The organism is Microbulbifer maximicatervae (SeqCode) (assembly GCF_052468095.1).
Genome location: NZ_CP174332.1, coordinates 2,227,727 through 2,242,650, shown reverse-complemented (window position 1 = coordinate 2,242,650; position 14,924 = coordinate 2,227,727). Strand labels below are relative to the sequence as shown.

The following is a 14,924-nucleotide window of genomic DNA, read 5'->3' as shown; positions in this document are numbered from 1 at the left end:
TTTCATTAACACAAAAGAAGGGATACTACGGAGCCGTTCAAATCTCCTTTACACTTCCATAAGAGCAATTCAAGGTGTCGCCTTCCGACTTGGCCTGTCTACAGGTTTAGGGTTCATCATCACCTGCTCTACCTTTCTGGAGCATTTATGCTAACTGTTACGGAACTGGCCAGGCACTGTGGTATAACCAGGGCAACGATTCTCTACTATGAACGGGAAGGAATACTTGCGCCCACACGGCGCTCAGATAACGGCTATCGCTGGTATGGAAAAAATGAGACTAGAAGGCTGGAAGCTATTGTTGCCTATCGTTCCTACGGCCTATCTCTGAACGATATAAAACGATTACTTGATGGCCAAAACACTTCATCTCAGTCTCGGATTCTGGAAAATCATTTCTATCAATTGGAGAGCGAAATCCACAAGCTTAAAGAACAACAGAGAGCGATCGTCGCCCTATTAAAGGAGCCAAGTTTGCTTAAAGATCAAATGGTCACTAAGAACCGATGGGTAGAAATAATGAGAGCGGCAGGGTTTGATGAAGCCTCTATGCTCGCTTGGCACCATAAGTTTGAGGAAATGGAACCTGAACAACACCAAAGGTTTCTTGAGTCTCTAGGTATGAAACCTGAAGAAATAAAAAGTACAAGAGGTTTTAAGGCCTAGAGAGCGTCAACAGCAGTTGATTTAAGGCATTGCCCCGTCGTTAATCTATGTACTTTCTCTTGCCGTCGCTCTGCTAGCTAATTATCAATATGTAAGCTTCATCGCCTCCCGAATCTAAAGAACTCCCAACCATACCTATAGATCAACTTTCAATTACTCGACAAACTATAGGTGAGCGTATACAAAAACCTTCCTCCTAACTTAAAGTTAACAGGGATAAATTTTGTAACGGTCAACTACTGTTGATTTACCCATAGAGCAATACAAGGAAACAAATTGTTTCTAGTTAATTTGCGAGCCAATGTTCATGGCAGTATCTAATGTAAATCTCCATAGAAACCCCTAAGTTGTTTCCATTTGGCAATGGCAAGAAACCTAATAACAGCAGTGGAGCCTATTCATCCCCGGGGAAAGTAGTCGCCCGCTTATGGCATCAAATCTTATGTAGAACAGGTGTTTCTCTTATCGCCAGCAGAAGTTGGGTTTCCGGTATAGGCGAGCCTCCATCGATAATAGAATTAATACAGATTACAGCCTGAATAACACCTGTTAACGATAAAATTAAGCCTTGATAGCTGCATCTCCAACCATTAACACTTTTAACCTATACATACTATAATAGTTTAAAAAGCACCCGCTAATATGCTAAAACTTACTCAAAGGGTGGAAAGGCAACTATTATGGGATTTCACGGTCAGTCAGATAAGCAAATACTTGAGACGCTGGGCAACCGTCTAAAAAAGTACCGCTTACGAATGAACCTTACCCAGGATGACATGGCTGAGCGTGCAGGCCTATCCACCTCCACCATTAAAGGGCTGGAGGCTGGTCGTGGCAGGCTTGATAGCCTTGTTGCTGCGCTGAGAGTACTTCGCCAACTTGATTCATTGGATAACTTCTTACCTGAACTAGCAGTAAGTCCGATGCAAATTGCTACTCAAGGCAAACAGCGGCAGAGAGCCAGCCGAAGCTCACAAAATCAGCGCGATACCCTGCCCTTGAACAACAATAAAAAAAGGAGCAAGCCGGAATGGTAAACCAGACAAATGCCGCAACAGTTCACTTGTGGGGCGAATTGGTAGGCGCTGTCCACTGGGATGACAGTGGCTATGGTTCATTCGAGTATGCGCCAGAGTTCTTGCGTCGGGGGCTGGATATAGCTCCGATAACCATGCCCATTGAAGCTTCACATGAGCCATATACATTTCGCGGCCTCAGTCGGGAAACATTTAAAGGATTACCGGGACTCCTCGCCGATTGCCTGCCTGATAAATTCGGCAATGCGGTGATTGATGCCTGGCTCGCACGCCAAGGGCGAACTCCAGAGAGCTTCAACTCTATTGAGCGACTCTGTTACACCGGTACTCGTGGCATGGGAGCGCTTGAATTTCAACCGGCGGTGGACGGCACTTTCAAAGATTCTGTCGACCTGAACGTTGAAGAATTAGTCAAACTAGCTGCCGCAATTACCAATAGGCAGACGGATCTCAACACGCAATTTGGAAATAGTGATACTGAAAAATCAGGCTCCTTGCTGGACATATTGCGCGTAGGCACCAGTGCGGGAGGCGCTCGAGCAAAAGCAGTTATTGCCATGAATGATAAGGGGGATATTCGCTCTGGTCAGGTCCCCGCCCCTAAAGGCTATGACTACTGGCTTTTAAAATTTGACGGCGCGGGAGATCTTGAATTCAGGGCAAGCGATGGCTATGGGCGGGTTGAATACGCCTATTATCATATGGCTCGCGAAGCGGGTATCAATATGGCGGAGTGCGGGCTACTGGAGGAAAATGGCCGAGCGCATTTTATGACGCGGCGCTTTGATCGGGTAAACGGGCAAAAGCTTCATATGCAGTCTCTATGTGGTATTGCGCACTTGGATTTCAACATGGCAGGCGCACACTCCTATGAGCAAGTATTCAGCATAATGCGTGAACTATATCTGCCTAAAAATGAAGCCGTTCAGCAATATCGCCGTATGGTCTTCAACGTATTGGCCAGGAATCAAGATGATCATACAAAGAATATTGCATTTCTTATGGACCCAGCCGGAGAATGGTCTCTTTCACCAGCCTTTGACCTGACTTATGCCCACAATCCTGGCGGAGCTTGGACAAGTCAACACCAGATAAGTATTAACGGAAAGCGTGATCACTTCAATTTAGATGACTTAATAACATTAGGGGAATCCATCAGTATTAAGCGCCCAATGGAGATAATTGATCAGGTCGCAAGTGCGGTAGCAAATTGGGAGCAGTTCGCTGAAGCCTCCGGTGTCTCTGAAAGCTGGATTATTGAAATTGGCCAAAACCACCGCAAGCTAACTTGAATTTTATCTATATGTCATTGACCTAGCCGCTACCCACTTCTTTTGTGGCCCCAAGGATGGAGCCAGGGTTCGATCCCAAATTTTACCGCTAAAACCTTCAGCCTCCCAACCATACTCCCACGGCGGCCCCAGTGTATCTTTTAACTCCAAAGATCCCTTGTCGAATAGAACAGAGGCACCGTAAACGGGCTTATAGTCCATGAGATATCGAGCGGGATGAAGTCAAGTCCAATCGAAAAAACGACACTTCAATCGTCTTCATCTGAGAAATATCAGCTTACATTCTATTTTGGCGATTAACGTATAAAAGAGCTGCTCATGATGAAACTGTCACTTCTATTCACAATAATTTTGATTTCCCTTGCTTTTATGGGAGCTAAAACGGCAGCAGAAGAGAATAGTCATAACTCAATCAAGAATAGTGAGGGCATCATTTGTAATAATGAGTATGTTCTATGCACATCTGCCCCATGCATTCCAGATCCCAGTAATCCAGATTCAAATGCAGTTTGCAGATGTGACGTTAATAAGGGGTTGAACTTCGGGTTTTCTGAATGTAAAAACCGAACTCCTGTGACTGACTCAAACGACGTCAAAAAAGCCTTATCGACATTTTCTTTCGCGCAGGCTCCCACCAAGCCTGTACTTTCCTGCCCCGAAGGTAAACCGTGGACTGATTGCCTGGATCAACCCTGCATTGTCGACCCGATGAATCCACTTAAAGCCATATGCACATGCAAGATTGTACGGGATAAGTCTTTTGTAACTTTTGGAGGCGATTGTGTTTCCCTGAGTTGTGATACGGGTTACTGGTCAGGTGCAACGGCAGAGTCCTATGTGGGAGCAAGCAGAAAACTGATGAAGGCATTTAGCTTAGATGAGGTTCCCGCCAAATATTGCGTGGGGATCAAACCTGAGGTTTCAGAGTAATTTCTGCTCGGTCCAAGCCACATCAATCTTTTGTGTTTTTAGAAGTAGACACCCGATTCTCACTACGGAGCGTTGACCCCTACACTGTTTAGCGGCCCATACAATTCCTGAAAGAATCACCAAGTAGATTCTATTACTTTCATAATTGTTAAAATTTCGGAAAAAGTTAAATCACCCTTATCGTAATTTCTGGTATGGTTAAATCAACCACAAGAAATGATTAACTAACAACTGCCGCCTAAAAAATAAAAACCAAACAAGCAACACTATTTTTAGACAAAAGGCACTCTTATGAGAACACGCTGTAGCCACGTTTTACTCTGGGTGGAGGATATTCATCAAGCCGTACAGGATTTTCGCCAGCTGGGTTTTACCGTAGATTATGCAACGAAAGAAAAAAGTGCTCAGCACGCACATATTTGGTTTCGTGAGGGAGCGATTATTGAGTTACTAACATCACCATCCAATGCTCAATACTTCAAATGGATTATTGACCTCTTTGCCGGCCGGGGCGCAGGACATAGGATGATACGTTGGTCGCAAGAAGGGGAAGGTTTTTGTGATGTTGCCTTAGTCAGTGACGATTTTGATAATGATCTTTCAGCGATGAAGCGTGAGGGTGTTCAAACCGGGCGAGTGATTCCCTGGCAACGAACCAAGCCAAACGGACAAAAAACCAGCTTCCGCTTTGTTTATCCTCGCTCTGAGCGACTGCCATTTATTGTAAGTCCATATAACCCACCTCAGTACCCTCAAGAAACAAACCATAAAAATGGTGCTACTGGCCTGAGTAAAGTGCACATGGAAGTCAGTGAACAGGACTGGAAAACTGTACAACGTTTAATCGATAAAGATTCCATATTTAATATCAAACCCGGGCCTACAACCAAAGTTACGGGTATAGAGGTTAGTGGACTGAGAGAAAATTTAGACCCGACTCTATTGCATGGGAGTACAATTAACCCAGCAAGCTAAGGAGCCTCTGAGCTATTTAGTGGATCAATCTCTACAGAGATTGATCCACTCACCATCAAGATAGATAAAACAGTCGTTAACTAAACTGTCGAAATCTCATTACAGACGGTATAGAACTCCAACTCCCGCACGACGTCCTTTTGCCGGCGCCCCTATTCTGGCATCAGGGGCAAATATCGCATTGGTGTAGCCATATAACTGATACTGCTCATCAAGCAGATTGTCAGCAAACAGATAAAGCTCCATAGAGTCCGTTTGCAGTGCTACACGAAGGTCCACCTTGCTGTAAGCATCCAGGTTAAAGTGGTTTTGTGCATCTGCCGGGCGCTCATCTACATGGCGTACAGTCAGGTTAGTATTGAGAGCCGGTGCGCTTAACCCCATAAAGTCTGGCAGAGGCTGGTAGTAATTCAATGCCAGGCTAGCACTCCAGCTGGGTACGTCAGGCACTTCATTACCCGCCAAAACGTCACCGCCGGAAACACCATACACATCTTTTGTAATTTCCGTATCCAGGAAGCTCAAGCCACCGGCAATACTAAACCGCTCGGTTATAAACCAATCGGCCTCAAGCTCTGCACCAAATGTCTCCGTATCTGCATTTACTGCAGCAGAGGAATAGGAAGCAAAATCAAAGCCTAACAAATGATCATCTTCCACTGAGCTAAAGAATACAGCACCACTGATATTCAGACTGTCTGACTCATTTTTAATGCCTAGCTCGAAGGTGTCGACAGTTGCGGGCTTGTAAGCAACGCTATCGGCAGACTGCAAAGCAAAGTCATTGAACCCACCGGATTTATAGCCCCGTGCGGCAACTGCATAGATATTTGTGGAATTGGACAGCGAATAACCAAGAGCCAAGCGGCCAGTTGTATAACTATCGTCCAAATCTCTTTGATCTTGAGAAACGTAGAGATTGCCATCCGTACCGTAGCTGGAATACTCACCGGCGTACTTCTTACTCTCTTGGGTGTAACGTAATCCAGCTGTAAATTTCAGGGAGTCAGTTACAGGTAATGTAGTCTCACCGTAAATAGCCTGGCTATCAGTATCGTAATCCCGGTATTGATTGGCGAAGGACACCAAATCAATTGAGTCAAAACTTCTTTCACCTTCTTGTAGATTGAGTCCAATCACCCAGAATGTAGTTGCCTCAGGCAATGAGGACAAGCGTAGATCCTGGCTGATGGTCTGCTCGTCCTGGCTATCGCCACGAAGATACTCCATTGGGAAATTGAACACTGCTTGGGCAGTCTCTTGGTCAAAACCGGTTAGGTAACTAAAATCCGTGTTGACCAATGCAGTGATAGAAGTCAGTTGAGTATTAGCCCATTGGTGATTGATTTCAGTGGAAAATCGCTCAACGGTTTTTTCATTATCGTCAAAAGCTCCTGGTGTGTGTTCACTGCCAGGGTCATCACCGAAAGGTTGTAATAACTGAAGGTTCAGAAAGCCTTCCTGTTGTTGCTTCTCAGCAATAAATAAGGCTGATGTTTTCGCACCCAAATCCCATTCCAGACTACCTCTGAAAGCCAGGTCTTTGGGTTCAGTCATTGGATCGCCGTTAGTCGTATTCTCAACCCAATGGTCCTCACTGATATGTCGGATGGCTACTCGGCCACGGAGTGATTCAGAGAATGGGCCGCTGATCACAGTTTGATATAAACTCTGGTTATCCTCTCCGAGCTCTACACGTCCGTAAGCTTCAAACTCTTCGGTTGGCTTGTTAGTGGTAATATTAATAGCGCCAGCTTCACTGTTGCGCCCGAATAAGGTCCCTTGAGGCCCCTTTAATATTTCCAGTCTTTCGATATCCAAAGTCCCAAGTGACACATTTCCCGCAGGCATAGATACGCCATCAAGGTTCACTACAACGGAGCCATCATCCTTATTTACCTGAGTCAGTGAACCAACCCCGCGAATACGGATATTTGCATCCACCGCACCACTGGAAGAATAAACATCTACTCCAGGTGCACTGCGTAATGCATCTTCAAAATTGAGCAGCAATCGGTTTTTCAAATCCTCTTCGCTAACAACACTCAAGCTGAAGGGAACATCCTTGGCTTTCTCTTTTGTAAGCCGGGCAGTAACTTCAACGACTTCCATTTCTGTTTCGGAAGAACTCTCCTTTTCCGCTCCTTCCGCCGCAGAGTAGGCTCCGGAAGCGTATAGCAGACTTGCCGATATTAGCGAAATTTGTTTCGCAAGTACTTTCTTATCTAGGTTTAAGCTGAGCATAAATTGAATTTCCTTTCTATTACTTAGGCTATTAATTGATATTCGATACTTCAGAACTCTCAGCCAGTAAATTCTGTGCAGGGTCCCGCTGATAGGAAGGCCAGATATCCAGTGCTAGAACTTTCTCCGAGGGCAGACGCTCAATCAGCGTTTTTCCATTGATGACCTCGGAATCCAACTCATTGATATCGGCTAGCAAACGGTAGCTGGCCGTTTGTGCGACCGGTTGCCATCCACCCTTCTCCCAGCGCCAACGCTGTCCGTCCAGGCGTATTTGACCGGACTCCAGGTACTCGACCGTCAGAGCTGATGACAGAGGAGCCCCGAGCATATTTTGTGTCCGTGTCTCACCGACATAAACGCTCAGTACATTTTCAATATTCTTCTGCTGCTTGATGTCATCGAGTAACGCGGACAGGGACTCAGGAGATTGCAGAAGCGTCCAGTCCAGTGCAGCCACCGGCGCGTAGTAGCGAGTCCAACCGGAAATCGGTGCGGTGCTTAAGCGCTCAACGGGTACCTCACTGCCAGCCAAGTCTCTGGTCGTCTTATCGGAGTATCGAACCAGCACATCATCAAGCACTTCAATGCCGTCGATTTCCGCTACACAAAGCAGGCCAATCGCTCCAGAAACTCCATCGCTGAGCCACGCGGAGCCGGCAATACGTCGTAAGTCCGAACTTTCCAGTAAATGCTGGCGGGCCAAGGCTCGGGCGATATCGACCCGTCGCAGCCAGCGCCCTGTACCTTCATCGGCGATATCCCAATGAGGCCCCTCGGACAGTTGCAGCAAATTACCGCTGGCCCGTGTCTCTCCAAGTCCTCTTGGCCATTGGGCAATCCGTTTAATTTCGATATCAGTACCCAGCCGCTGGCTCACGCAGGCCTGCATCTGCCCAACGTCTTTAGCAATGGCGGAAACCATATTTGAACGATCGGAATCATGGGAAATATCAAACCCATCGAATACCGCTAGTTTCGTATTGGGTGCCCATTGAATGGAGAAATCCAAGGGGCCATGAGTGCTCCCCTGCTCACTAAAGACATTTTTATCATCCCTTTGGATTTGGATCTGCCAACGCCAGTCCCCCGATGGGGCCGCGCCCTCAAGGGTTGTGGCCAGTTGTGAAGCCGGCAGGCTGAACTCAGGGTTCAAGCCCAGCGCTTCACGTTCCGCTGACACACGCAAGATACGCTCGGGGTCAACACCGATACGCGGAACAATATCGCTCGCTTGTAACCAGACTCCACTGGCAGTCAGCCCTGAGGGTTCTCCCTCTGCGGACCACCCCGGCGCCTTCATTTGCCACAACAGTTTGATATTACAACCCTGATCAGAGCAGCCTGATACTGGCAGCGACATATGGTCGTAACGTTGATCCGGTGTGACTTCACGCCCGCCCACTGAGGCCTTAACCAATACAAATCCGTGGGGTAATTCAAACTGCAAGCCCTGCCCTTCGACATAGACTTTATGCAATAACCACTCACCTTCTACTGTTTGGTTATCCGGGTCGATATTGATATTCAATTCACCACCGGACACCTCAAACCCACTCGCTTTCGGCAGCCAATAAGATTCCCAGAGGGCATCTTCTTGTTTGAGTTGCTCTGGTGATTGATACCCGCCCTGCACTACCAGCCTATCTCCCAATACAGAACCGAGACCGAGAAGAAATAAAGCAGAACAAGCCACCAGGGCACCCTGAGGGGCCATAAGGCGTGAACGTATCAAGGCAAAACCTTGAGACATGCGGCTATCCAGTCCACGGGGAATCAAAAGAGCAGCCAGGCCGATCATCAATAGGGCAAGCGCAACTTTAAAACCATCCAAGGCCAATAAATAACCGATCCAGGGTTCCCAACCACTGAGTGCTGACAGTTGAATATGAGCGGTGATACCCACTTCATAGGGCGGGTAATGCACCAGCTCCAGCTCATGATTGAGGACCAGAATAAAGGTCACAAACATTGACATGGAATAGGCAAAGCCCGCATGGCGGAACAATGCATGCACCAAAAGCACCATCATCGACAACTCCAATAAAGGAGCTGTCACTATCAGCAATTGATAAGTGAACGCCTGTATGATATCGACAGATGCGGGAGCGGTGAGAAGCACAGCAATAATGCCCGATAGACCCGGCAACAGGGCCAACAGCACCGTCATGGCGAATACGGTAAGGGCAACGCCAAATAATCGTGTGTAGTCGGGCGCGGGGGTTGCAGACAGCATGTCGTCAAACCCAGGCACCTGATCCCTGCGGCACACCAAGCCAGTCAATGCGGCGATTACAAAAGCAATAACCAGGAAAATAACATCCTTGAGAAGCGGCAATAGCATTTCCAAGCGCGGTGCCATAGGCCCTTCAGCGTGCCAGATGATCTGGGTAAACGAGCTAGCCACCCCCATTATTACCAGGACCGCAACACCGACCCACCAAGCGCGACTACTCCATACGTGAAATAATCTCCAGCGGGCTTCCAGCATGAGTTGACGCAGGGAGCGGCCAACCGATGCGGTGTCGGGCTTAGATGAAGAGAAATCTTTAACCTTGCGAGTGGCTGCCTTTTTAGCGGCCTTCGCCCGGGCAGGTTTGGCAGCCCCTTCCAGTACCAGTGTTTCCCTTCGCAAGTATTTCAGGCAAGCCGCCAAGGCAAGCAAAGGAACAAGACACCATAGAATTCGATTCAGTACCGAACCCAAAGTAAACGGCAATAGCGAGGTTGATTTTTGCAGAGGTGTCCAGGAAGTAACCTCCGTATAAACGAAAGTAAATAGCGAGGGGTCCATTACCGTAGCCAGCTGCGGATTAATATTGCCACCCCGAAGAACGATCACAGCAAACATCCACAACATCATTAAAGCCGCTGCGAGTCCAAAAGGACCGGCCAGGCTGCGGGTTCGCAGCGTAGCGACAAAATACAGAGCGCCAATACCGATGCTCGCGGGAATCTGTAACCAGATCCATGCAAATCCAAGGGCTTTCCAGGGCGCTGGGCCAATCGCTGTTTCGGGAAGCAAGCCCATCCACACCAATACCGGCGAGACCAAAAACCCTACCAGCGCAGATGCACTTAATATGGCTCCTATTACCGCAGCGCCAAGAAACCGCCCCCAAAGCATTACGCTCAGGGAATTCGGTGTTGTATAGATCACTTCATGCAGACTGGCTTTGCGGTCCCGCAAAATAGGCTGCGAGAAAACCCAGGCCCAAGCAAAAAACTGAAAGAACATACATCCCGCACCCATCAGGTAAATGAGTGACGGTGAGTTCCGGGGAATATCTGTGGCCCCCATTTTCTGCATATAGTCGGCATTGACCAAATTCAGAAGCAGGTAGATTACCAGCCCCCAGAAGGCCAAAGCCACGATGCCGCTGCTAAATCCGGCTCTTATCTCCAGCTTTGCCTCATGGGCAATAAGCGCCAGCTTGTTCATGCAGCCTCCCGCTGGTCTTTTACCTGCTCAATAGCCAGATGATAAATATCTTCCAGGCGAGGCGTGTGGGCAGTAAAACGAGAGTCTGCGGGTTTTTCCCCGTGTACGATTACCTGGGTACCATCGGGTCTGGCAATATTGTGCAGGGATGCGGGAAGTGATTCGCCACGGGGAATCAGTGCTTGCCACATCTTGCCTATATGAGGGTCTGTGACCTCCGGGGCTGTGCCCTCAACAACAATACGCCCAGAGGCCAATATGGCCAGGCGCTGGCACAGGTTTTCGATATCTTCAACAATATGAGTAGAGAGCAATACAATGGCATCCGCCGCGACATCCGCCAAAACACAGTGAAAGCGATTGCGTTCAGCCGGGTCCAGGCCAGCGGTTGGCTCGTCAACGATGATCAGGCGCGGCTCGCCAATCAATGCAATGGCAATACCAAAACGACGCAGCATACCGCCGGAATAGGTTGATACGGCTCGATCGGCTACATCGGCCAAATTGACCTGCTCCAATAGCCTATCCACTTCACGGCGCCTTGCGCTTGTTTCGGTGAAGCCTTTGAGCCAGGCAAAACGCTCCAGCAATGACCGCGCTGCAATTCCAGGATAGGCGCCGATATGTTGCGGCAAATAGCCCAGTTTACTGCGCATAAAGTCCGGCTTTGCCAGCACATCCACACCATCCAGCATGATCCGACCACTGTCCGGGGTTTGCAGGGTAGCCAAGGTACGCATCAAACTACTTTTCCCGGCACCATTAGGCCCAAGTAATCCGTACATGCCGGGGCCAACTTCCAAGTTAACGCCGTTTAACGCCTTCACCCCATTTTTATATGTCTTAAAGAGCCCTTCGATGATCAACCCTGATTGATTTTGCATCTCTCCTCCTAACCCCGTTTTATAAGTAAAAATTCCGTAATCACTTTTTTTGTGCTGTTCGTGTTTTCTTAAAACTCTAGTCGCAAGCCTGGCCGACAATATCCGCGAGTGCCTGAACTGATACCGGCTCCGGCTCCCCTGGCTGGATCAAAGTCGGCATACCGATTCGGGCCGTTAAATCACTCCACGCCATTGAGACACTCAATGCCCATTGACCACTTTGCTTGCGCTTCTCGGGTTGTGCGATATCAGTACAAAGGGAGTGCAGAGCCTCAATAACCGCCTCCGGCCAAGTGAGGGCAAAAATATCGTGGTAACTACGCATTTCCGTATCGCCCAGGGTAACCATGCTGGGAACGGCCAGCCGCTCTGTACCCTCGCCCTTTAAAATAAGCCGACCGGTTTGGTCCCTGGGTGAATGCAACCTGGGATTCCAGAGCACGGGGCCGTGAGTATCAGTCAAAGTCAAAACCCCAGCCTCGCCACCTATAGCAAGCCGATGTAATAGCAGGGAATGATTATCAGGGTCCTGTGGATGAACCTGATTCTGAATACGCAAAGTCATGGGCACACCACCAAAGGTAGCCGACAGACTTTGAAAAGGATGGCCCTCTGGTTGCACCGGCTCGCTAAAAGACCAGGGGCGAAGCCCTCCCACTGCACGACCAATAACATCCAAAAGCGGATAGGCCATCTGGCTGTTGCAGATAGCATCGACCATCTCCAGGCACTGGTGCCGACGCAAATATTCGGCCGCCGCCAAAAATTGCCTGGTAGGACGCAAATTTGGATATAGTGTATTAACCGCGTAAGCAGCATTTCCCTGCTTTGCCGCCAGCAGGTTTGCAGTAATTTCCTTGGTGTGGACCGGATGCTCCTGCAATACATGAATGCCTCGTTTAAGAAACGATTGTGCTATTTCAGAACCCTCGCCCCCGGTTGCACCAGAACGCACAACAACACACACAATATCGATATCATCGGGGACCTGCTCTGCCTCGGTATAGAGCGGTACTCCATATTGCTCGGCACAGCTCCTCGAATAATCACTGCCACGAGCCAATAATCCAGAGAGTTCAAAATATTCTCGGCCGGGTAATCTGGACGATGTCAGGGCTTCGAGATAAATACGACCAAAACCTGTCCCTGCAACGACAACCCGCTTGCGGTTATCAATTCCCATTTGACTCTCCCCGGTTTTCAGCCATGGACACGGCCCATTTCTCTAATTGGTCCTTATCTATCTGCCCCTCAAGAGTCAAAGGCAATTTGTCCAAAACTTCGATATAAATTTCTGACTTAAAGTGATCGAGATATTCGGCCAGGCAATCTGCTGACAGTCGCATTTGATGTTGCTTGGCTCTACAGGCAAAGAAGCGGTGCCCCTGTCTGGACAAAGGGTGTTCGGAGACAGGCAAATCCATAACCAGCTGTAAGCCGGCGGCATCCATGGCGTTGTGCCACTGGGAAAGTGACAGGAAGGTTGCACCGGTATCTGTGCGCTCATCGACGGCATCCACCAACATAAACGCCTGTGATGCCATCACCCAAAACTCCTCACTGGTTGGCTCCGTCATAATGAACCAACCACCTGGGCGCAATAACTCGGCTGCCCTGCGCAATGACGCATCTGTGTCGCGGGCGGCGTTAAAAACACCACCAGCAATAATTACATCGAAGCTATTGGGGGAAAATCCCTGGCTGCGCGGTGAACGATCAATATCAAACAATCCACGGTGCAACCAAGGGCGCTGCTCCTGCCCCCCATGTTTTGCGAAAAAGCTGTCGATAAAAGCCGCAGAGATATCCGTAAACTGGTATTCAAAGTTGATATGGCCACTGACACCATCCAACACTGGCAGTAGAGCCTGGGTAGTCGACCCAGTGCCAGCGCCAACTTCCAGTATTTTCAGAGTCTGTTGCTGGCCTTCCCAATTATTTAAGATGGACTTCAATAAAGCTCTTACTGAATGCTGCTGGTACCTGGCCGCTATACCCTCCCGGTAAAGCGCACTCGCCAACTCAGTGCTACCACGGGGGAACAGCAGGTGCACAGCCTGGACTTTGCCCCGAATCAGATCCGGTAATTGTTCCGCGTTAGCGCGGGCGTAATCGATCGTTTTACTGGCTCCAGACAACTTCCGCCATTCCTGTTCCAGCCGAGTCCATGCTAGAGCCAGGGCAGCATCACTGTAGCTGTCTGGATCTACCTCTGGCGACCAATACTCGCCATCAGTACTTAGTAACTGCTGCTCCTGCAAAACCTTGATCCAGCGCTTGATCAAAGCTCGGTGCTGCTGAGCCACCGGAGGGGCTTCAAGTATTTCCGCTAAGCTGTGTACTGAATGTCGATCGCAAAACAATCCCAGGTGACTGAAAGCATTCAGCATGGATAGCAAAGCAGTAGCGTTAAGTTGTTCCGTTACCTTTACCGCATGTTCCAAATCAATATGGGCAAATTCTGCATCCAGCTCGGTATTAATTCGCTCGAACAACCCTGCCATATCAAGGTTACTGGCCTCTGCCTGCATTTTGGGCTGCGCAAAGACCGCCCAGCGATTCTCTCCAGTAAGGGGAATTGTCACGGAGCTGGCGACCGCAGGGTGTTTCGCAACACTTTCAACAAGAGTCGCAAGCTTTTGGGTCTGGGCTTGTTGGGCCTTTGCAACAGGTTCTATACCTTTATCGGTACAGACCCAACCGGAAATATCGTTTGCCAATAAGCGTTGAATATCTCGCAACAGAGATTGTGATAGCAAGACATCGGTTTCATACAAAAGGCATTGCAGGCTTTTGAGATTGGTCAGGGCTAATGCCGGGTGTGCGACCAAGCCTTTTAGCAAAGTTGCCGTCAATACCACGCCGGAAAACCCTGAACGCTCCAGAGCAACCAGCGCTTTAGCTGGGTTGATAGCGGGGTCCTGCAATCGCACAGGTAGCCCACAACTCCATGCTGCGAAAATACCAAAGCGAGCAAATTCATTGAGCGAAGAAAATACGGCGACCTTTCCCTGAATAGGCCCCAAAGCTTCTTGCTGCGCTTCGAGTAAGGTAAGGTTTGTCTCCACGGTGATGTTTTCTGCCAGCAATACCGAAAACTCACCTCGATGACCTTCTAACGCATTCGGGATTTGTACCTCTAAGGTCAAGCAATCCTTCTCTGGGTTCGCCTCAGGCACAAGTTCAAACCCGATGCCCAGCCTTAGTGCCACCAAGTGCATCAGCAGAGGCAATCCATTCCCAGAATTATCAGCTTGCCAGAGTAGTGTTTTGCCTCGCTGTGAGCCCTGTTCTGCAAGCTGCTCACTGAGCTTTGCAACCACGGAACCAGTCCAAGTCAGCACCTGACTGCCACTCCAGTCACAGCCTTCAAGTGATAATGCGGGATCTTCACCCAACTGTTCCAAACCACTTAAAATATTTGCTGCTATTGCTTCTACTTTCATCACAGTCC

10 protein-coding genes are annotated in these 14,924 nt (G+C 48.8%); 5 read left to right on the top strand and 5 right to left on the bottom strand.

Annotation, left to right across the window (positions count from 1 at the left end; all coding sequences use genetic code 11):
• The first annotated feature begins 147 nt into the window (after window positions 1-147).
• The 5 genes from ACJJIL_RS09580 to ACJJIL_RS09560 all read left to right on the top strand — a co-directional run bounded on the left by ACJJIL_RS09580 (window position 148) and on the right by ACJJIL_RS09560 (window position 4,900).
• A complete protein-coding gene (locus tag ACJJIL_RS09580) occupies window positions 148-666 on the top strand; it encodes a MerR family transcriptional regulator (protein WP_445354159.1) in 519 nt (172 codons plus the stop codon).
• Window positions 667-1,346: 680 nt separating this feature from the next.
• Window positions 1,347-1,703, top strand: a complete 357-nt coding sequence (locus ACJJIL_RS09575) for a helix-turn-helix transcriptional regulator (protein WP_444939203.1) — start codon at window positions 1,347-1,349, stop codon at window positions 1,701-1,703.
• A complete protein-coding gene (locus tag ACJJIL_RS09570; RefSeq protein WP_445361805.1) occupies window positions 1,697-2,995 on the top strand; it encodes a type II toxin-antitoxin system HipA family toxin in 1,299 nt (432 codons plus the stop codon). The genes ACJJIL_RS09575 and ACJJIL_RS09570 overlap by 7 nt, the downstream gene beginning before the upstream one ends.
• Window positions 2,996-3,313: 318 nt before the next feature.
• Entirely contained in the window at window positions 3,314-3,925 is a 612-nt protein-coding gene (locus ACJJIL_RS09565; protein ID WP_444897389.1) for a hypothetical protein, read from the top strand.
• 291 nt (window positions 3,926-4,216) lie between these two features.
• Complete coding sequence (locus tag ACJJIL_RS09560; RefSeq protein WP_445361804.1) at window positions 4,217-4,900, top strand: VOC family protein; 684 nt, start codon at window positions 4,217-4,219, stop codon at window positions 4,898-4,900.
• Window positions 4,901-4,999: 99 nt separating this feature from the next.
• Here ACJJIL_RS09560 and ACJJIL_RS09555 read toward each other — a convergent pair whose 3' ends face one another.
• The 5 genes from ACJJIL_RS09555 to ACJJIL_RS09535 all read right to left on the bottom strand — a co-directional run bounded on the left by ACJJIL_RS09555 (window position 5,000) and on the right by ACJJIL_RS09535 (window position 14,916).
• Window positions 5,000-7,144 (bottom strand): TonB-dependent receptor, encoded by a 2,145-nt coding sequence (locus ACJJIL_RS09555; RefSeq protein WP_445361803.1) that lies wholly within the window; start codon window positions 7,142-7,144, stop codon window positions 5,000-5,002.
• A gap of 31 nt (window positions 7,145-7,175) precedes the next feature.
• Complete coding sequence (locus ACJJIL_RS09550) at window positions 7,176-10,586, bottom strand: ABC transporter permease (protein ID WP_445361802.1); 3,411 nt, start codon at window positions 10,584-10,586, stop codon at window positions 7,176-7,178.
• Window positions 10,583-11,470 (bottom strand): ABC transporter ATP-binding protein, encoded by an 888-nt coding sequence (locus ACJJIL_RS09545; protein WP_282932862.1) that lies wholly within the window; start codon window positions 11,468-11,470, stop codon window positions 10,583-10,585. Before ACJJIL_RS09545 ends, ACJJIL_RS09550 begins: the two co-directional genes overlap by 4 nt.
• 76 nt (window positions 11,471-11,546) lie before the next feature.
• The gene (locus ACJJIL_RS09540) at window positions 11,547-12,653 is read right to left on the bottom strand and encodes a Gfo/Idh/MocA family oxidoreductase (protein WP_445361801.1); all 1,107 of its coding nucleotides are present in this window, start codon (window positions 12,651-12,653) and stop codon (window positions 11,547-11,549) included.
• Window positions 12,643-14,916, bottom strand: coding sequence for a class I SAM-dependent methyltransferase (locus ACJJIL_RS09535; protein WP_445361800.1), 2,274 nt, complete (start codon window positions 14,914-14,916; stop codon window positions 12,643-12,645). The genes ACJJIL_RS09540 and ACJJIL_RS09535 overlap by 11 nt, the downstream gene beginning before the upstream one ends.
• Window positions 14,917-14,924: the final 8 nt, after the last annotated feature.